We start from the raw sequence: 19,221 nt of genomic DNA, 5'->3' as shown, positions 1-19,221 counted from the left end.
GGTGCGCTATGTCGACCACTCCCGCCTCCGCGGAGGCTGAAAATTTCTCCAGCAAGTACCGTGTTCCGCTGATCGCCATGGCGGCGATCGTTTTCGGGGCGCTATTGATCGGCGTGTTCTTTAGTGCCAACACCGGCATGCTGATGATCATTGGCGGCCTGTTTGGTGTGGCGCTCTACCACGCGGCGTTTGGCTTTACCGCGGCCTGGCGGGCGTTCATCACCGAACGCCGGGGCCGCGGGCTGCGCGCGCAGATGGTGATGCTCGCCGTTGCCGTGGTGCTGTTTTTCCCCGCCCTGGGCGCGGGCACGTTATTCGATATGCCGGTCTCTGGCTTTGTCCGCCCCATCGGGATCTCCGTGGTGGTCGGCGCGTTCATCTTCGGTTTGGGCATGCAGCTTGGCGGTGGGTGCGCCTCGGGTACGCTGTTTACCGCCGGGGGCGGCAATGCGCGCATGCTGATTACGCTGCTGTTCTTCATCGTGGGCTCGGTGATCGGCACCGCGCACTTTACCTGGTGGCAGAGCCTGCCCGCGTTTGCGCCGGTCTCGCTGGTCGAAGTAGCGGGCCCGGGTGGCGGCATCGCGATCAGCCTGGTGCTGTTCGCCGCCATCGCCGCGTTGACGGTGGTAATGGAGCGCCGACGCCACGGCCAGCTAGAAAAACCGGCCCCGGTGACCAAACCGGGTAGCCAGCGCTGGCTGGAAGGCCCCTGGCCGCTATTGGCCGGCGCCGTGGCGCTGGCGCTGTTGAACTTCGCTACCCTAGCGCTGGCCGGGCGCCCCTGGGGTATTACCTCCGCCTTTGCGCTCTGGGGCGCGAAGGTCTTTAACTTCGTGGGCGGCGATGTCACCCAGTGGGGGTATTGGCAGTCGGAATCCAACATGGCGGCGCTGGATGCCAGTATTTTCTCGGACATTACTACCGTGATGAATATCGGCATCATGCTGGGCGCGATGGCCGCCGCCCACCTGGCCGGGCGCTTTGCACCGAATTTCAACATCCCGATCCGCTCGGTGATCGCGGCGATTCTCGGTGGGCTGATGCTGGGTTACGGCGCGCGGCTGGCCTTTGGCTGCAATATTGGCGCTTACTTCAGCGGTATTGCCTCGGGCAGCCTGCACGGCTGGCTCTGGATGGCCGCTGCCTTTGCCGGCAATATGCTGGGAGTCAAATTGCGGCCGCTGTTTTTCGCCGGTGTAGAAGGGCGCAAACCCAAGGCCAAAACGGCCTGACGCTAACCGGTTGATGTTCAACGCCCCGCTAAAAAAGCGGGGCATTTTTTTGCTCAAAGCCCGGCTGCGTGCCACCTTTGTCGTAGTGGCGTGATACATTATGCCGTTATAACCGTAAACGCTTGATATTGCTGCGCTGCAGCAGTAATGGACGAAAAGAGAGCCCCATGACTCAGAGCAAACGCCCCTTATACATTCCTTACGCCGGTCCTTCCTTGCTTGAAATGCCGCTATTGAACAAAGGCAGCGCGTTTACTCAAGAGGAGCGGCTCGCGTTCAATTTGATCGGTCTGTTGCCGCAAAAGGTCGAGACCATCGAAGACCAGCTCGAGCGCAGCTATCGCCAGTACCAGCAGTGTCACAGCGACCTGGACCGCCATATCTACCTGCGCGCCATCCAGGACGATAACGAAACGCTCTATTTCCGCCTGGTGTCCGAGCACCTGGAAGAGATGCTGCCGATCATCTATACGCCGACCGTGGGCAAGGCGTGTCAGGAATTCTCCAATATCTATCGCAATCACCGGGGGCTTTTCATCGGCTACCCGGACCGCGAGCACATGGACGATATCCTGCGCAGTGCCACCAAGGACAACGTCAAGGTGATCGTGGTCACCGACGGCGAGCGTATTCTGGGCCTGGGCGACCAGGGCATCGGCGGTATGGGGATTCCCATTGGTAAACTCGCACTCTACACCGCCTGTGGCGGGATCAGCCCGGCCCATACCCTGCCCATCATGATCGACGTGGGCACCAACAATCAGGCGCTTTTGGACGACCCCATGTACATGGGCTGGCGCCACGAACGGGTCGGCCAGGAAGAGTACGACGCCTTCATGGCGCAGTTCATCGCCGCGCTCAAGCGCCGCTGGCCCAACGCCCTGCTACAGTTCGAGGATTTCGCCCAGGCCAACGCCGTGCCGCTACTGGAGCGCTACCGCAACGAGCTTTGCTGCTTCAACGACGACGTTCAGGGCACCGCCTCGGTGGTGGTGGGTACGCTGATGGCCGCCTGTCACGCCCGGGAAGAGAGCATCGCCAAGCAGCGTGTGGTGTTCGTCGGTGGCGGCTCCGCCGGCTGTGGTATCGCCGAGCAGGTCGTGGTTGCCATGCAGTCCGAGGGGCTTTCCGAGCGCGAGGCCCGCGAGCGTGTCTACGTGATCGACCGCGACGGGCTGATGACGACGGACCAACCCTGGCAGCGCGATTTCCAGCGTCGCCTGGCCCACGACCCGGCGCTGGTCGCCGACTGGAACGGCCAGGGCCTGGAAGAGACCATCGCGCAGATCAAGCCCACGGTGCTGATCGGTGTGTGCGGCCAGCGCGGTATCTTCACCGAGCAGGTGATCCGCACCATGCACGCCGGCTGCGAGAACCCGGTCATCATGCCGCTCTCCAACCCGACCTCCCAGGCCGAGGCGGTGCCGGAAGACGTAATCCGCTGGACCGACGGCCAGGCGCTGGTCGCCACTGGCAGCCCCTTCGCGCCGGTGGTCTACAACGGGCGCACCTACGCGATTGCCCAGTGCAACAACGCCTATATCTTCCCCGGCATTGGCCTGGGCGTGGTAGCAGCCAAGGCGCACCGGGTGACCGACGAGATGCTGATGAGTGCATCAAGAGCGCTGGCCCGGGAAGCGCCGCTGGTCAAAGAGGGCAAGGGCGCGCTTTTGCCGCCGCTTTCCAAGATTCGCGAAATCAGCCAGTCGATCGCCTTTGAAGTGGCGGCCATGGCGCAGCATAACGGCGTCGCGCTGACCACCAGCGGCACACAGCTGCGTAAGGATATCGAAAACGCGAGCTGGGACCCGGACTACCGCGACTACCGCCGTCGCGCCGTTTAAGCGTTTTAACGTTCAAGGCTCTCGGCGCCGCTACTTCGGTAGCGGCGCTTTTTTTAGGGCCAAAAAAAGCCCCCACCGGAGTGGGGGCGTGCAAGCATTGGGTCGTGCGTTGCCGGTAGGGCTTACGCTGCGCCAATCATCTTGCGCAGCACGTAGTGCAGGATACCACCGTGGCGGTAGTACGCCAGCTCGTTGATCGTATCGATCCGGCATTTCGCCTCGATCGTACGCTCGTCACTGCCCTTTTTGATGGTGACCTTGACGTTGGAGCCCGGGCTTAGATCGCCCAATCCTTCGATGGATACTTCTTCATCGCCGGTCAGTCCCAGGCTTTCACGGCTTTCGCCTTCCGGGAACTGCAGCGGCACCACGCCCATACCGATCAGGTTGGAGCGGTGGATACGCTCGTAAGACTCCGCCAGTACCGCGCGCACGCCTAAAAGCCGCGTGCCCTTCGCCGCCCAGTCGCGGCTCGACCCGGTGCCGTACTCTTTACCGGCAATGACCACTAGGGGCGTGCCTTCTTCCTGGTACTTCATCGCCGCGTCGTAGATGGACATCTGCTCGCCGCTGGGCACGTGGCGGGTTTCGCCGCCGACCACGCCATCGAGCATTTCGTTTTGAATGCGCACGTTGGCGAAGGTACCGCGCATCATGACCTGGTGGTTACCCCGGCGCGAACCGTAGGAGTTGAAATCTACCGGCTTCACGCCGTTTTCCTGCAGATAGCGCCCGGCGGGGCTGTCCGGCTTGATGGAGCCGGCCGGCGAGATGTGGTCGGTGGTGACCGAGTCGCCCAGCATCGCCAGGACCCGCGCGCTTTTAACGTCCTCGGTGGGTTCCGGCTCCCGGCCCATGCCTTCGAAAAAGGGCGGGTGCTGAATGTAGGTGGAATCGGGCCACTCGTACACCTGGCTCTCCGGTACCTTGATCGACTTCCAGGTCTCGTCGCCCTCGAATACTTCGCCATACTCCTTGCGGAACATGTCGGTGTTCACTTTCTCGACCGCCTCGGCGATCTCGGCCTGGGAGGGCCAGATGTCTTTCAGGTAGACTGGGTTGCCATCAGAGTCATCGCCCAGTGGGTCAGTGGTCAGGTTGCTCTGTACGTTACCGGCCAGCGCGTAGGCCACGACCAGGGGCGGCGAGGAGAGCCAGTTGGTTTTGACCAGCGGGTGAACCCGGCCTTCGAAGTTACGGTTGCCCGAAAGCACCGAGGCGACCGCCAGGTCACCGGTGTTGATCGCTTTTTCGATCTCCTCGGGCAGCGGGCCGGAGTTACCGATACAGGTCGTGCAGCCGTAGCCCACCAGGTTGAAGCCCAGCGCGTCCAGGTCGTTGTTCAGATCCGCGGCGGCCAGGTAGTCGGTGACCACCTTGGAGCCCGGCGCCAGCGAGGTCTTGACCCAAGGCTTGGTTTCCAGACCTTTTTCGCGTGCCTTGCGGGCCAGAAGGCCGGCGGCCATCATCACGCTGGGGTTGGAGGTGTTGGTACACGACGTGATCGCGGCAATGACCACGGCCCCCGGGTTCAAACGGAAGCTCTGGCCGTTGTAGGACACATCCTGGCTGTCGTTGTGCTCGAAGCTGCGCTCGACACCCACGGCGGTCTGGCCGCCCTCCGAGGAGAACTTGCCGGTTTCGGTGTCCGGCTGGGTCTTGCCGTCGTTTTCCATTACCTTGGCGAAGGCGCTGGGCAGGTCCTTGAGCGATACCCGGTCCTGCGGGCGCTTGGGGCCGGCCAGGCTTGCTTCGACGGTGCTCATATCGAGCCCTAGGGAGTCGCTGAAGATCGGCTCGTCGCCGGGCTCGCGCCACAGGCCCTGTTCCTGGCTGTAGGCTTTCACGAGCGCGATCTGATCGTCTTCGCGGCCGGTCAGGCGCATGTAGTTCAGGGTTTCTTCATCCACCGGGAAGAAACCGCAGGTCGCACCGTACTCCGGCGCCATGTTGGCGATGGTGGCGCGGTCGGCCAGCGGCAGGTCTTTGAGGCCGTCGCCGTAGAACTCGACGAACTTACCCACCACGCCTTTCTTGCGCAGCATTTCGGTAACGGTGAGCACCAGGTCGGTCGCGGTGATGCCTTCCTGAAGCTTGCCGTCGAGCTTGAAGCCGATGACTTCGGGAATCAGCATGGAAACCGGCTGACCGAGCATCGCGGCCTCGGCTTCGATACCGCCTACGCCCCAGCCAAGCACGCCCAGGCCGTTGATCATGGTGGTGTGAGAGTCGGTGCCGACCAGCGTATCCGGGAAGGCGTAGGTTTTGCCGTCTTCTTCCTTGGTCCAGACCGATTTGCCCAGGTACTCGAGGTTAACCTGGTGGCAGATACCCGTGCCCGGCGGTACCACTTTAAAATTATCGAAGGCCTGCTGGCCCCAGCGCAGAAACTCGTAACGCTCGCGGTTACGCTGCATTTCGATCTCGACGTTCTCCTCGAACGCCGTGGCGTGGCCGAACTCGTCGACCATCACCGAGTGGTCGATGACCAGGTCGACCGGCGAGAGCGGGTTGATACGGGCCGGGTCTTCACCGAGCTTTTCGACCGCGTCGCGCATGGAGGCCAGATCCACCACGCCGGGTACGCCGGTGAAGTCCTGCATGAGAACCCGCGCCGGGCGATAGCCGATCTCGCGGCTGGATTTACCCTCTTTTTGCCAGTCTACCAGCGCTTGCAGGTCGTCGTTTTCGACGCTTTCGTCGTCGCCAAAGCGTAGCTGGTTTTCCAGCAGGATTTTCAGGGTCTTGGGTAGCCGGTCGATGTTGCCAAGCGCATCGGCCGCCTTGGGCAGGCTGTAATAGGTGTAGGAGTGACTCCCCACCTCCAGGGTGCTGAGCGTATCGGGGATCTTGCTCATTCCATGCTCCTCTCTCTTGAATGCGGGCTCTTGCTTGCTATGTATTGGATGATTGCAGTGCCACGGTGGTTCGTTTTCTAGAGCCTAGCTTATTAATAGCACATGGGTACTTTAAACCCGGCTTTCAAGGGATCCTGGCCTAATGGCCAAGTCTCCCCCTTGTAATTGCTTGTACTCGACGCCATTTCAGGCAGACTCTCTTGTTTGGTTTTCGGCCAGTACTACTCGCATCCTGCTGGCCGGGACATCCGTTTTATTCGATATAGGTGGTGTCATGGAAACGCGTCATGAACGTTTGATTATTCTTGGCTCCGGGCCTGCCGGGTACACCGCGGCGGTGTACGCCGCCCGCGCCAACCTGCAGCCGTTGCTGATTACCGGGCTGCAGGCGGGCGGCCAGTTGACCACGACCACCGATGTGGATAACTGGCCGGGCGAGGCCGAGGGCATCCAGGGCCCGGCGCTGATGGAAAAGATGCAAGCCCACGCCGAGCGCTTCAATACCGAGGTGCTGTTCGACCATATCCATGAAGTCAGCTTAGGCGAAAAACCCTATACATTGAAAGGCGATAGCGGCACCTATACCTGCGATGCGCTGATCATTGCCACCGGCGCCAGCGCCCGCTACCTGGGCCTGCCCACCGAGCAGCAGTTCATGGGCCAGGGCGTGTCGGCCTGCGCGACCTGCGACGGTTTTTTCTATCGTAATCAGGAAGTCGTGGTGGTGGGGGGCGGTAACACCGCCGTGGAAGAGGCGCTCTATCTTTCCAATATCGCCTCCAAGGTGACCCTGGTACACCGCCGCGACACGCTGCGCGCGGAGAAAATCCTGCAGGACAAACTTCAGGAGAAGGTCGAGGCCGGTACGATCGCGCTGGAGTGGTTCCAGCAGGTCGACGAAGTGCTGGGCGATAACAGCGGCGTAACAGGGGTGCGGCTGAAGTCGACCCTCGATGGCACCGTCAAGGAGCTCCACGCGCCTGGGCTTTTCGTTGCCATTGGCCATAGCCCCAATACCGGTATTTTCGAAGGCCAGCTCGCCATGAAGGGCGGCTACATTACCGTCAATTCCGGTCTCGAAGGCAACGCCACCGCCACCAGCGTGCCCGGCGTATTTGCCTGCGGCGACGTGATGGACCATATCTACCGCCAGGCGATTACCTCTGCGGGCAGCGGCTGCATGGCAGCACTCGACGCCGAGCGCTACCTCGACGGTATCGGCTGATTCAAATAGCGCTTCAAGGGTCGGCGCAGGGCACGGGCGCGCTGTCTACCCGTAGCCGGCCCAGCTGGCTTAGCACCAGCTCTTTACCCGCGCTGGCGCCGCTGCAGAGTTTGAAGCTACCGTTATAGCCGCTGGCGTGGCCCAGCGGCGTGTAGCGCACCTGGCGCCAGTGGCGGTTGTAGGTAATCCGGCTTTTCGGGTGCGCGGGGAAAATCCGCAGGATGCGCTGGCGCTCGGCGCTCGGCGCTTTGACGAGGCGCGCCGTCGATCACCGCCAGCGGCAGGCTCCAGTCGTCGCTGCAGCGAAAGGCGGCGGTAACCGGGCAAAGGGTGACGGTCTCGCGCCGAGTAATGGCCGTATTGCGAGCCAGCGAGAACGCCCGCTGAAAGCGATTGATCTCGCCTTTGAGCGCCGTGCGTTGGTTTAGCGCCTGAAGGTGGGGAAGGGCGCCGGTGGTCAATAAGCCAATAATGAACAGGGCGACGACCAGCTCTAAAAACGTCATCCCGCTGGCGCGATGCTCGCCGTGCGCTGCCTGGGCGCTGGCGCAAAGTGAGCATCGATGGTGGGGTAGGAGTGCTTTATGCATGGGCTCACCCTGGCGGACCTGTCTTCAGGTTAGAGCGCTTTCCTCGGGTGGGGCGTAGGCGTGAGCGGAGCCTGGTGTAGGTTCAGGCGTAGTTGGTTGTAGGTAAAAAGGGACAGGCCTTGTGAGTGATTTCTTGATAGTGGGCGGCGGTATCATCGGCATGATGACCGCCCTACAGCTTGCCGATGCCGGCCAGACGGTGTGTATCGTCGAGCGCGGCACCTGCGGGCAAGAGGCCTCCTGGGCGGGGGGCGGTATCGTGTCGCCGCTCTATCCCTGGCGCCACTCGGCGGCCATTTCCTGGCTTTCGCGCTGGTCGGAGGGCGCCTACCCGGCGCTTGCCTTGCGCCTGTTGGAAGAGACCGGCATCGACCCGGAGTATCGCCAGAAAGGGCTCTTGTATTTGAGCGTCGAGGATGACGAGGCGGCGCTCGCCTGGGCGCATCAAATGGGCAAACCGCTCGAGCGCGTGGGCGCCGCCTTCGTGCACGAAAAGGAGCCCCAGGCCGAGGCGGGTAGCGGCGCGCTCTGGATGCCAACGCTTGGCAGCGTGCGCAACCCGCGGCTGGGCCAGGCGCTGCGCGCCAGGCTCTCCGCCATGCCGGGCGTGACGCTTTGCGAGGGCCAGCCGGTCGAAGGGCTCATCGAACGACATGGCGACATTGCGGGGGTGAATACGCCTCAGGGCCCGCTTTTGGCCGGCCGCACCGTGCTCTGCGCCGGCGCCTGGAGTGCTGCGCTGTTGGCACCGCTCGGTATCCGCTTGCCGGTACGTCCGGTCAAAGGGCAAATGATTGCCTACCGCGCCCCGCCCGGGCTTGTACAGCGGGTGGTGCTCAAGGATGGGCGCTATATCATTCCCCGCAGCGATGGGCTCTTGCTGGTGGGCTCGACCCTGGAAGAAGCCGGCTTCGATAAAACCACCGACGAGGCGGCGCTGGTTTCACTCAAGCGAAGCGCCGAGGCGATCATTCCCGCGCTTGCCGGTTACCCGGTAGCGCACCACTGGTCCGGGCTGCGCCCGGGCTCGCCCGGCGGGCTTCCGTTCATCGGCGCGCTGCCCGGCTACGGGTCGCTCTATATCAACGCGGGCCACCATCGTAATGGTCTGGTGCTCGCGCCGGCATCTACCCATTTGCTGGTCGATACGCTGTTAAAGCGCCCGCCGCTGATCGACCCGACGCCGTTTGTACCCACTCAAGAGCGGCTCGTTCTCTAGGCGGGGCCGTCCTTCTTCTGCTCCTGAATATAGCGCTCTCGGTGGGCGGCGGAGCAGAACCACTTTTCTTCAAAGCGCAGCGCCTCGCTTTCCGGTACGTGCACCTCGCACCAGCGACAGCGCACCATGGCGCCGCCTTCGACGCGCTCGGGCGCCGCCGTTTTTTGCGAGAGCTTGTGTTGGCGGTACATGCCGTAAAGTTTCAGGCCAACGTAGAACACCACCGCAAAAATAAGTAGCCGAATGATCAACAGGTTCATCCTTTTATCGCTCCCGGGCGGGAAAGTGGGTGTGTAAAATACTGCGTGTTCGAATGCGTGCGTTTAACGCCAGAGCCTTTGCCAGTAACCGGCGCTTGCGGGACAATACCCGCTTGCCGGTACGGTTTGGAGGCTGGGCTTTGAGTGCCATCGCGTGGCGTCCAAACGGTATGTTTCAAGGATTCTCAAGAGATTTTACCCCCCATGCAAGACTTAACGCTGGTCATGGCCCAACTCGACCCTTTGGTCGGGGATATTCCCGGTAATGCCGCCCGCGCGATCGAAGCCGTGCGCGAGGCGCGTATCGAGCACCGGGCGGACGTGGTGGTATTCCCCGAGCTTTTCTTGACCGGCTACCCGCCGGAGGATCTTTTACTGAGGGCTTCGATGGAGTCGCGCCTGCAAGAGGCCCGCGACACCATGGCGCAAAAGGTCGTCAAGGACGTGCTGGTGATCATTGGCTACCCCGGCGTTCGCGATGGGAAGCGTTTCAACCTGGCCGGGGTGCTGTATAACGGCGAGTGGCAGGCGGAGTACGCCAAGCAAGCGCTGCCCAATTACCAGGTGTTCGACGAGCAGCGCTACTTCACGCCCGGCAATGCGCCGCTTGTATTCGAGCACAAGGGCGCCAAACTCGGCCTTCTGATCTGCGAAGACCTTTGGGAGAGCGCGCCTATCGAAGCCGCCTGCGGGCAGGGCGCCGATGCGCTCGTGGTGCTCAATGCCTCGCCCTATCATCAGGAAAAGCCCGGCGAGCGTCGGCGCCTGCTCACCCAACGCGCTCAGGCCGTGAATCGCCCCATCGTCTACGTCAACACCATTGGCGGCCAGGACGAGCTGGTGTTCGACGGCGGCTCGAGCGTGGTCGATGCCCAAGGCGAGCTCAAGATACTCGCGCCGTACTGGCAGGCAGGGCTTATGCCGGTGCGCCTCACTCAGACCCCGGAAAACGCCTGGGTCCCCGAGGCCGGCGAAATCGAACCCGACGTCTCCGCGGAGGAGAGCCTTTACTGCGCGTTGGTGACCGGCGTTCGCGACTACGTCAATAAAAGCGGCTTCAGTGGCGTAGTACTGGGACTTTCCGGCGGAATCGACTCGGCGCTTTCCCTGGCGATCGCGGTGGACGCCCTGGGTGAGCAGCGCGTGCACGCGGTGATGATGCCTTACCGCTACACCGCGGATATCTCGAAGCACGACGCCGCCGCCCAGGCCGAAATGCTGGGCGTCGATTTCGATGTCATGCCGATCGAGCCGATGGTCGAGGCCTTTACCCAGACGCTATCCGAGAGCTTTGCCGGCGCCGAGCAAGACACGACCGAGGAGAACCTGCAGTCGCGCTGTCGCGGGGTGCTGTTGATGGCGATCTCCAACAAGAAAGGCTTGATGGTGCTGACCACCGGCAACAAGAGCGAAATGGCGGTGGGCTACGCCACGCTCTACGGCGATATGGTGGGTGGCTACAACGCCTTGAAGGATGTATATAAAACCTGGGTGTACCGGCTGGCGCGCTGGCGTAACACCCAGTCACCGGCGGTGCCCGAGCGGGTCATCGAGCGCCCGCCGAGTGCCGAGCTCGCTCCGGACCAGAACGACAGCGACTCACTGCCCGACTACGCCGTGCTCGATGCGATCCTCTCGCGCTATATCGAGGGCGACATGAGCGCCGAGGCGATCATCGCCGAGGGCTTTTCCCAGGACGATGTCTACCAGGTCGTGAAACTGGTAGACCGCTGCGAATACAAGCGCCGCCAGGCACCGGTCGGCGTTCGCGTGACCGCCCGCGGGTTCGGCCGCGACCGCCGCTACCCCATCGTCAACGGCTGGCAGCCCGGCGATTGACCCAAGCGTTGAACCTTAAAGCCCGCCCCATCAAAAAAGCCAAACGCTGTTTGGCTTTTTTGGGTTAAGGGGTGGCCTGCGAGTCGGGTTTGAGCGTCGTTTGAGTGCTCTTTTCAAAAGTCCTTCTCAAAAGCTTTTCTCAGAAACTCTCCCAAGCGGGCTCGGAGGAGGCCGGTGCTAGCGCCTTGCTGGTTTCGGCAGGCGCGCCTGGCTTGGGCGCTTCGCGGCGGGACGTGTCGCGTAATGGCTGGCTGGTAGACGGGGGCAGTTTGAATATCTGCATGGTCTGCATCAGGGCCTGGGCGTTTTGGCGCAGCGTTTTGGCGGCGGTCGCGCTTTCATTGACCAGGGTGGCGTTATCCTGGGTCATCTGGTCCATCTCGGAGACGGCCTGATTGACTTCCCGAACACCGGCACTTTGTTCGACGCTGGCGCTACTGATCTCGCCGATGATCACATTGACCCGCTCGATGGCGCTGACGATCTCATTGGTGGACTGGTTGGCGTGGCTGGCACGCTCGTTGCCGTGTTTCATGCGTTCCAGGTTGCTGGAAATCAGCGCGTTGATCTCCTGGGCGGCGTTGGCGCTACGCTGGGCGAGGCTGCGCACTTCGCTGGCAACCACGGCAAACCCGCGGCCGTGCTCACCGGCCCGCGCCGCCTCGACCGAGGCGTTGAGCGCCAGAATGTTGGTCTGGAAAGCGATCGCGTCGATGGTCGAGATAATACCGGCAATTTCCTGAGAGCTTTGATCCAGCTCGTTCATCGTGGTGGCAAGCTCGTTGACCGCCTTGCCGCCTTCCTTTGCAGTCGCGGCGGCCTGGCTTGCTTCCCGGCTTGCTTGCTCGGCGTTGGCGGCATTCTGGGTCACGGTGCTGCTGAGCTCTTCCATGGCGGCAGCGGTTTGGGCCAGCGCGCTTGACTGCTGCTCGGTGCGCGAGGCGAGGTTGTTATTCCCCTCGGCGATCTGCTCGCTGTTGCTGGCTACTGCCTCGGCAGAGGTGCGCACGTCCAAAACGATACGCTGGAGCTGCTCGGCCATGGCCATTTGCGAGGCCATGATGCCGCGTTCCCGGGTATTTGGTCGTGTCTGACGGCGCTCGTCGGCCACCGCCAGGTTACCGTTGCCGATAGCGCTCGAGAACGCCTGCACCTGGTCGGGTTCGGCGCCCAGTTCGCCCAGCAGTTGCCGCGATAGGTAGAACGCGATGAGCCCGCCCAGCAGCAGCGCCGCGAGCGTCAAACCGATCATCAGCATCTCGAAACCAGCCGCGGTCTCCCGGGCGTGGTCGGTGGTCACGTCGTTGAGCTGGCCCTGAAGATCGATGAATTCGTTGATTTGCGAAAGCCACTGCGCGTAAGCGGGGCCTGCCTGTTCGATCAAAAGCGTTTGGGCGGCGGCGAAATCCCCCGCGAGCCGGGCTTCGATGACGGCCTCGGTCAAGCCTAGAGTCAGCGCCTGTTGGGCTTCGATGCGCTCGATGATGCTTGCCTCCTGAACGGGCCCTGGTGCGCTTTGAACGATGCTGGCCATTGCCTGGGAGGCGCTACGGTAGTCGTCTTGCAGACGCTGCATTTCACCATTTAACGCGCGGTACTGCTCAGCGGTGGTGGTGATGACGATATCGCGCAAAGCGATGGCGCGGTCGTGTACGCTGCCCCGCAAGTCGATCGCTTGGCGCTGTTTATTGCCGTTGATGTCGTTGATTTCGGTCAGGTCGTTGCTGATTTGATTGACCTGATAGATCCCGATCGCGGTGAGCATGGCCAGCAGGACCAGGACAATGGAGAAACCGACGGTCAGGCGTGTGGTGATTTTCCAAGAGCGTAACGTGTTCAAGCGCGTTCCCTCGCTGTGGAGTGTTCTTTTTTCGTGGGCTGCTCGAGTGGGGCAGTCCCAAAGTGTTTTTAGTTATACGGCAGCAGGAGAGAGGTTAGTTATTTGTACGATATTTGTACAAATAATAATTGTAGTTAAATATTACCGATTGTTATAGCGAGTGGGCGGCGGGCCTGGTAATACCAAACGCCAGAATACGCATAAAAAAACGCCTTTTGGACCACGCGCGTCCAAAAGGCGTTTGTACAATTTATGGCTCAAACGGCGACCGGCTAAACGGTGTCTCTTCTGCGGGCAGCGGCCCGACGCCTGCCGTTAAGGCGTCGGGTGTCCGGCGTTAGCGGTTAGCGGAGACGTGTTTGGGAACGAAGCGGTCGCCGCGAAGCTGGTCGTGGTTGGGGGCGTTTTCGCGCAGTACGGTGAGCACTTCTTCGGCGCGGTCGTTCATGCCAAGGCCCTGGTAGCCTTCGACCATGGTGGCCAGGGCGTCGCGGGTGGCGTTGGCTTCCGGGAAGTTCTCGATCACCCAGCGGCCGCGCTCGACGGCGGCAAGATAGGCGCCGCGACGCAGGTAGTAATCCGCCACGTGCAGCTCGTGCTGGGCCAAAAGCTCGCGCAGGTAGACGATGCGCTGCTGTGCGTCCGGGGCGTACTCGCTCTGCGGGAAGCGCTGAATCAGCTCGCGGAAATCGTTATAGGCATCCCGCGAGGCGCCAAGGTCACGCTTGGATATATCGATCAGGCGCAGGCGCTCGAGGCTGAAACGCCCGGCCTGCCAGGCCGACAGGCCGCGCAGGTAGTAGGCGTAATCCACCTGGGGGTGGTCGGGCTGCAAGCGAATGAAGCGGCTGGCCGCGGCGCGCGCCTCTTCCCAGTTGCCGTTTTCGTAGTAGGCGTAGATCAGCTCGAGCTGCGCCTGCTCGGCGTGAGCGCCGAAGGGGTAGCGGGTGTCCAGCGCTTCCAGCCGCTCGATGGCGATGGGGTAGCGGTTGTCTTCAAGCGCGGTGCGGGCAAGCTCGTAGAGCTCGCGCTCCTGCACCCCGCCGAACTCGCCTTCGTCCTGCTCGGCGTCGTCGTTATTGTTGCTGGCGCAGCCGGCCAACAGGGCCAGGCTCAAGGCTACGGCGCCAAAGCGGTGGGCAGTGGAGAAAACGCGCATCATCATCCTCGTTGCAAACAAGCCTCAATCACCGAAAAGCGAAGATGGCCATAAGTAGAAATGGTAGAATAGGTCGCAATTGGCCCACTATAAAACACCTTGGCGCAAAACGCAGGCATCCTGGCGTTTCGTTCGGGGTTCTGTGTCTTAAAGAGGTTTTGCATGTCGCACATCATTGAAGCCACACGCCAGGTGCCCGCCGCCCTGGCTGGCGCTCGGTTGGACCAGGCCGCGGCCGAGTTGTTCAGCGAATACTCCCGCGAGCGCTTGAAAACGTGGATCAATGCCGGCGAGCTGACCGTGGACGGCGCGGCGGCCAAGCCCAAAGCCAAGCTTCATGGTTTGGAAATGCTGCATCTTCATACCACCCTGGAGGACGACACGCGCTTTGCCCCCCAGGAGATCGCCCTGGATATCGTGTATGAAGACGAGGCGATCATCGTGCTGAACAAGCCCGCCAATATGGTCGTTCACCCGGCGGCGGGCAACCCGGATGGCACGCTTTTGAACGCGCTGCTGTTTCATCACGGCGCGCTTGCCGAGATACCCCGGGCGGGGATCGTTCACCGGCTGGATAAAGACACCACCGGGTTGATGATGGTCGCCAAAACGCTGACCGCTCAGACCCGGCTGGTCGAGCAGCTGCAGGCGCGCAGCGTTTCGCGCCAGTACGATGCGGTGGTGCTGGGCAAGCCCGTCTCCGGGGCAACGGTCGATGCACCCATTGGGCGCCATCCGAAGGATCGCAAGCGCCAGGCAGTCACCGCTTCGGGCAAGCCCGCCGTGACCCACTACCGGGTGGTCGAGCGCTTTCGTGCCCACACCCACGTGCGCTGCCAGCTGGAAACCGGGCGCACCCACCAGATTCGTGTACACATGGCCCACGCGCGCTACCCGCTGATTGGTGATCCACTCTATAGCGGGCGTGCCAAGCTTCCGCCCGGGGCGAGCGAGCCGCTCAAGGAGATTCTGCGCGAGTTCCCTCGCCAGGCCCTTCACGCCCGTAAACTCAGCTTCATCCATCCGATCACCGAGGAGCCGATGACGTTCAGGGCGGCGCTTCCCGATGAGCTTTTGATGCTACTGGACTACCTGCGCGAAGACAGCGAGACGCGGCGATGAGCGATGCCATCGATCTTCATCCGAGTCTCGTCGAGCCGGACTGGCCGGCCCCGGCCAACGTGCGCGGGTTTGTCACCACCCGCGAAACCGGCCCGAGCCAGGGAGATTTCGCCGCCTTCAACCCGGCCAACCACGTGGGCGACCATCCGGACCACGTAGCCCTTTGCCGGCGGCTTTTGCACAAGGAAATCGGCGACGACCGCCCGCTCTTGTGGCTCGACCAGATCCATGGAGCACGGGTTCAGCAAACCTATCAAGCCACGCCGCCCAAAGCCGATGCCTCGATTGCCACGTCAACGCACTACGCCTGCGTGGTGCTGACCGCCGATTGCCTGCCGGTTTTTTTCTGTAACCGCCAGGGCAGCCAGGTGGCGGTCGCCCATGCGGGCTGGAAAGGCCTTGCCGGCGGCGTGCTGGAAGCGACCGTGGCCGCGATGAACTGCCCCGCCGACGATATTCTGGTGTGGCTGGGCCCGGCGATTTCCAACGCCCAGTTCGAGGTGGGCCCGGAGGTGTACGGCGCCTTCGTGGGCGCCCACCCGGAAACCATCGAGGCCTTCGAGCATAGCCCCTACCGGCTGAACCACTACATGGCGGATCTCTACCGGTTGGCGCGCTTTCGCCTGGCTGCGCTTGGCATCCACCACATCAGCGGCGGCCATTTCTGCACCGCCTGCGAGCCGCGCTTTTACTCTTACCGGCGCGATGCCGGCGCTACCGGGCGCATGGCAAGCGTGGTTTGGTTGCAGGATGTCTCGGCCTAAGCGATTTCTCGGCCTAAGCGATTAAAAAGCCCCAAAGGTGAAGCCCTTCGACAGGGCCACCTCTTGAAAGGGCGCTGAATCGGCACCATTTAATTTGTCAAGCCAACGCCTTTTTAGAGAGTTCCCATAACTTTTTAGAGGGTTCTCATAAAAAGCGCACCTGGCAGATTAAACCTTCGTTAGGGCCACGCCCGCGTCCAAACGCGCGGCTTTCCCCAGGAGAATGTCATGCGATTCGATAAATTCACCGCCAAACTACAAGCCGCCATTGCCGATGCACAGTCGCTGGCCGTCGGCCAGGGCCATAATCAGTTGGAACCGGTTCACCTATTGACCGCACTGCTGGATGCTAAAGACACCGGCATCAAGGCGCTGGTCGAAAAAGCCCAGGGTTCGAGTTCACGCCTGCGCGAGGGCCTCAAGCGTCAGCTCGATAACCTGCCAAAGGTTGGCCAGTTCGATGGCGACGTGCAGCCCTCCCGGGATCTGATCAAGCTCTTCAACCTCACCGACCGAGAAGCGCAAAAGCGTGGCGACCAGTTCATTGCAAGCGAACTGGTGCTGTTGGCGGCGCTGGATAACGGTGCGCTCGCCAAAACGCTGAAAGAGGCCGGGCTTAACCGCCAGGCGCTGGAAGCCGCGATCACGGGCCTTCGCGGCGGCGCCAACGTCGATGACGCCAACGCCGAAGACCAGCGCGAGGCGCTCAACAAGTACACCATGGATCTCACCCAGCGGGCGCTGGACGGCAAGCTCGACCCGGTGATCGGCCGCGACGACGAGATTCGCCGTACCATCCAGGTCCTCCAGCGGCGCACCAAGAACAACCCGGTATTGATCGGCGAGCCCGGCGTGGGTAAAACCGCCATCGTCGAGGGGCTTGCCAGCCGTATCGTGGATGGCGAGGTGCCGGAAGGGTTGAAAGACAAGCGCGTGCTCTCGCTCGACATGGGCTCTTTGCTTGCCGGTGCCAAGTTTCGCGGCGAGTTCGAGGAGCGCTTGAAAGCGGTGCTCAAGGAGCTCGCCCAGGAGGAGGGTCGCGTGATCCTCTTCATCGACGAGCTGCACACCATGGTCGGGGCGGGCAAAGCCGAAGGCGCGATGGACGCCGGCAACATGCTCAAACCGGCGCTTGCCCGGGGCGAGCTTCACTGCGTGGGCGCGACCACCCTGGACGAGTACCGCAAGTACATCGAAAAGGACGCAGCCCTGGAGCGCCGTTTCCAGAAAGTGCTGGTCGACGAGCCCTCGGAAGAGGACACCGTGGCGATTCTGCGCGGCCTTAAAGAGCGCTACGAAGTGCACCACGGCGTGGCCATCACCGACTCGGCGATCATCGCCGCGGCCAAGCTTTCTACGCGCTACATCACCGACCGGCAGCTTCCGGACAAAGCGATCGACCTGATCGACGAGGCGGCTTCGCGCATCCGCATGGAGCTCGACTCCAAACCCGAAGCGATGGATCGCCTCGACCGCCGCTTGATCCAACTCAAGATGGAGCGCGAGGCGCTCAAAAAAGAGACCGACGAAGCGACCAAAAAGCGTTTAGAGACGCTAAGCGGCCATATCCTGGATCTCGAGCGCGAGTACGCCGACCTCGACGAGATCTGGAAGGCGGAAAAGGCCAGTATTCAGGGGGCGGCGCAGTTCAAGGCCGAGCTGGAGCAGGCCCGTACCGATCTGGAGCAGGCGCGCCGCCAGGGCGATCTGGGCCGGATGTCGGAAATTCAGTACGGCAGGATTCCCGAGCTCGAGAAGAAGATTGCCGAGAGTGGCGAGGGAGAAGCCGATACCGCCAGCCACCAGCTTCTGCGCTCCAACGTGACCGAAGAGGAGATCGCCGAGGTCGTTTCACGCTGGACCGGTATTCCGGTGTCCAAGATGCTCGAAGGCGAACGCGACAAACTTTTACGCATGGAAGAGGCGCTGCACGAACGCGTCATCGGCCAGGACGAGGCAGTGGAAGCGGTGGCCAACGCGGTGCGCCGCTCCCGGGCCGGGCTTTCGGATCCCAACCGGCCCAACGGCTCGTTTCTGTTTTTAGGCCCGACCGGGGTGGGCAAGACCGAGCTTTGCAAGTCGCTGGCTAACTTCCTCTTCGACACCGAAGAGGCAATGGTGCGCATCGACATGTCCGAGTTCATGGAGAAGCACTCCGTGGCGCGGTTGATCGGCGCGCCCCCCGGCTACGTGGGGTATGAAGAGGGCGGTTATCTTACCGAGGCGGTGCGCCGCAAGCCCTACTCGGTGCTGCTGCTCGATGAGGTGGAGAAAGCCCACCCGGACGTGTTCAACATTTTGCTGCAGGTGCTCGAAGACGGCCGCCTGACCGATGGCCAGGGCCGCACGGTGGACTTTCGTAACACCGTGATCGTCATGACCTCGAACATGGGCTCGGACATCATCCAGCGTATGGGCGGCGATACCGGCGATGAAGCGACCGGCTATGAGACGATGAAGAGCGCGGTGATGGAGGTGGTGGGTAACCACTTCCGGCCGGAACTCATCAACCGCATCGACGAAGTGGTGGTGTTCCACGCCCTGGGCCAAACCCAGATTCAGGCGATTGCGTCCATTCAGCTCGAGCGCCTCAAGGCGCGCCTCGCCGAGCATGGCTTGCGTCTGGCGATTAGCGATGACGCCATGGCGCAGTTGGCCGTCGTGGGCTTTGACCCGGTCTATGGCGCACGGCCGCTCAAGCGGGCGATTCAAAGCCGTATCGAAAACCCGCTGGCTCAGGACCTGCTGGCCGGCAAGTACGCCCCGGGCGCGACCATTCACATTAGCGCCGAGGAAGGGCGGCTGGTGTTTGCCTGATCCGCGTTTGATGAACTGGCCTTTATGAGCCCTCCTGGCCCCGCCCGGCTTGCCGCGGCGGGGCTTTTTCGTAAGTAACTGGTTTTTTTCGCCGGTTTTGGTGCGCCTGCCCTTCTTTGGGGCGATGAAAGGTTGACACGCCAGGCGCGCTATTGGAATCTTGTGGGTTCCTGATTTGCGGACGCGGACCCCTCGGGTAATCCCCTATCCCCGCGTGAAGGGTAGGCTTACGCCTTTACCCGCCGAAGGACTTCCAGGCCCCGCTAACCGCGTGGTCTGGCCAACGCCCCGACGCGGCGAACCGCCGCGAGAGGAAGTAGCCTCGAAGGCCCGCTTCCGATGAGAGTGCAGGCCCTAACCGGGCCGTATGCCAGGGTTTGGCATCAGGTGTCGGCACCGCCGGCAGCGGCATACCGCCGCACTCGACACCGCAGCTATCTGCGGATCGC

Annotated in this window: 13 protein-coding genes; 8 read left to right on the top strand and 5 right to left on the bottom strand. The window is 62.3% G+C overall.

The features are described 5' to 3' along the window. Positions 1–8 precede the first annotated feature (8 nt). Positions 9–1,235: a YeeE/YedE family protein gene (locus ACWHVV_RS15270; protein ID WP_447926988.1), complete on the top strand. Its 1,227-nt coding sequence runs from the start codon at positions 9–11 to the stop codon at positions 1,233–1,235. Positions 1,236–1,402: 167 nt separating this feature from the next. Then, positions 1,403–3,079 (top strand): NAD-dependent malic enzyme, encoded by a 1,677-nt coding sequence (locus ACWHVV_RS15265; protein WP_447894293.1) that lies wholly within the window; start codon positions 1,403–1,405, stop codon positions 3,077–3,079. Between the two features lie 122 nt (positions 3,080–3,201). On the opposite strand, the gene acnA is transcribed toward ACWHVV_RS15265, so the two are convergent. Beyond that, a complete protein-coding gene (gene acnA, locus ACWHVV_RS15260) occupies positions 3,202–5,937 on the bottom strand; it encodes an aconitate hydratase AcnA (RefSeq protein WP_447926987.1) in 2,736 nt (911 codons plus the stop codon). A gap of 274 nt (positions 5,938–6,211) precedes the next feature. On the opposite strand from acnA, the gene trxB reads away from it, so the two are divergent. After that, a complete protein-coding gene (gene trxB / locus ACWHVV_RS15255; protein WP_447529884.1) occupies positions 6,212–7,162 on the top strand; it encodes a thioredoxin-disulfide reductase in 951 nt (316 codons plus the stop codon). A 122-nt stretch (positions 7,163–7,284) separates the two neighbouring features. Here the strand turns inward: trxB and ACWHVV_RS15250 are convergent, their stop codons facing one another. Further along, the gene (locus ACWHVV_RS15250; RefSeq protein ID WP_447926986.1) at positions 7,285–7,752 is read right to left on the bottom strand and encodes a pilus assembly FimT family protein; all 468 of its coding nucleotides are present in this window, start codon (positions 7,750–7,752) and stop codon (positions 7,285–7,287) included. Between the two features lie 121 nt (positions 7,753–7,873). On the opposite strand from ACWHVV_RS15250, the gene thiO reads away from it, so the two are divergent. After that, positions 7,874–8,971, top strand: coding sequence for a glycine oxidase ThiO (gene thiO / locus ACWHVV_RS15245; RefSeq protein WP_447926985.1), 1,098 nt, complete (start codon positions 7,874–7,876; stop codon positions 8,969–8,971). Here thiO and ACWHVV_RS15240 read toward each other — a convergent pair. Continuing rightward, positions 8,968–9,231 carry a PP0621 family protein gene (locus tag ACWHVV_RS15240; protein WP_447926984.1) on the bottom strand — a complete coding sequence of 88 codons (264 nt, stop codon included), beginning with the start codon at positions 9,229–9,231 and terminating at the stop codon, positions 8,968–8,970. The two genes, thiO and ACWHVV_RS15240, sit on opposite strands and share 4 nt — an antisense overlap. Positions 9,232–9,435: 204 nt before the next feature. On the opposite strand from ACWHVV_RS15240, the gene ACWHVV_RS15235 reads away from it, so the two are divergent. Continuing rightward, positions 9,436–11,070 (top strand): NAD+ synthase, encoded by a 1,635-nt coding sequence (locus ACWHVV_RS15235; protein WP_447926983.1) that lies wholly within the window; start codon positions 9,436–9,438, stop codon positions 11,068–11,070. A 139-nt stretch (positions 11,071–11,209) separates the two neighbouring features. Here ACWHVV_RS15235 and ACWHVV_RS15230 read toward each other — a convergent pair whose 3' ends face one another. Continuing rightward, on the bottom strand, positions 11,210–12,910 hold the full coding sequence (locus ACWHVV_RS15230) for a methyl-accepting chemotaxis protein (protein WP_447926982.1): 1,701 nt from the start codon (positions 12,908–12,910) through the stop codon (positions 11,210–11,212). Positions 12,911–13,247: 337 nt separating this feature from the next. Continuing rightward, positions 13,248–14,069, bottom strand: coding sequence for an outer membrane protein assembly factor BamD (locus ACWHVV_RS15225; RefSeq protein WP_447894286.1), 822 nt, complete (start codon positions 14,067–14,069; stop codon positions 13,248–13,250). A gap of 162 nt (positions 14,070–14,231) precedes the next feature. Here ACWHVV_RS15225 and rluD point away from each other — a divergent pair, with 162 nt between their 5' ends. The 3 genes from rluD to clpB all read left to right on the top strand — a co-directional run bounded on the left by rluD (position 14,232) and on the right by clpB (position 18,772). Then, the gene (gene rluD / locus ACWHVV_RS15220; RefSeq protein WP_447926981.1) at positions 14,232–15,191 is read left to right on the top strand and encodes a 23S rRNA pseudouridine(1911/1915/1917) synthase RluD; all 960 of its coding nucleotides are present in this window, start codon (positions 14,232–14,234) and stop codon (positions 15,189–15,191) included. Then, positions 15,188–15,955 carry a peptidoglycan editing factor PgeF gene (gene pgeF, locus ACWHVV_RS15215; protein ID WP_447894285.1) on the top strand — a complete coding sequence of 256 codons (768 nt, stop codon included), beginning with the start codon at positions 15,188–15,190 and terminating at the stop codon, positions 15,953–15,955. Before rluD ends, pgeF begins: the two co-directional genes overlap by 4 nt. Before the next feature lie 228 nt (positions 15,956–16,183). Then, a complete protein-coding gene (clpB, locus tag ACWHVV_RS15210; RefSeq protein ID WP_447926980.1) occupies positions 16,184–18,772 on the top strand; it encodes an ATP-dependent chaperone ClpB in 2,589 nt (862 codons plus the stop codon). The last annotated feature ends 449 nt before the right edge of the window (positions 18,773–19,221 follow it).

The organism is Vreelandella sp. EE27 (assembly GCF_968206495.1).
The sequence above is the reverse complement of the archived record's forward strand: the minus strand, read 5'-3'. Positions and strand labels throughout refer to the sequence as shown.